This window comes from Mesorhizobium sp. M1A.T.Ca.IN.004.03.1.1, from assembly GCF_003997555.1.
Lineage (GTDB): Bacteria > Pseudomonadota > Alphaproteobacteria > Rhizobiales > Rhizobiaceae > Mesorhizobium.
On sequence record NZ_RZTV01001056.1, the window covers coordinates 1 to 237 of the forward strand.

1 pseudogene is annotated in these 237 nt (G+C 59.5%); it reads right to left on the reverse strand.

The features are described from left to right. A pseudogene (locus tag EOD29_RS36885) lies at positions 1–237 on the reverse strand (AAA family ATPase); the annotation flags it as partial.

Below are 237 nucleotides of genomic sequence, written 5' to 3' on the forward strand. Positions count from 1 at the left end.
CGGGCCGGCCCAGAAGATCAAGAAGCTCGCGCATCTGACGGCGGGATTTTAGTTGGAGAACCGGCACCTCGGGGCGGTGCGTGGCGATGCTGTCAATATGTTCCCGCAATGCGACCTTGATCAAAGGGACGGCGTCCCGCTCAAAATTCCAGATATAGGCAAGCGCATCCAGCGAGAGGCGCTCAGGACAACCAGGCGGCAGTTCGGGACGGTTGCGGCCGAAATAACGAAACGTTC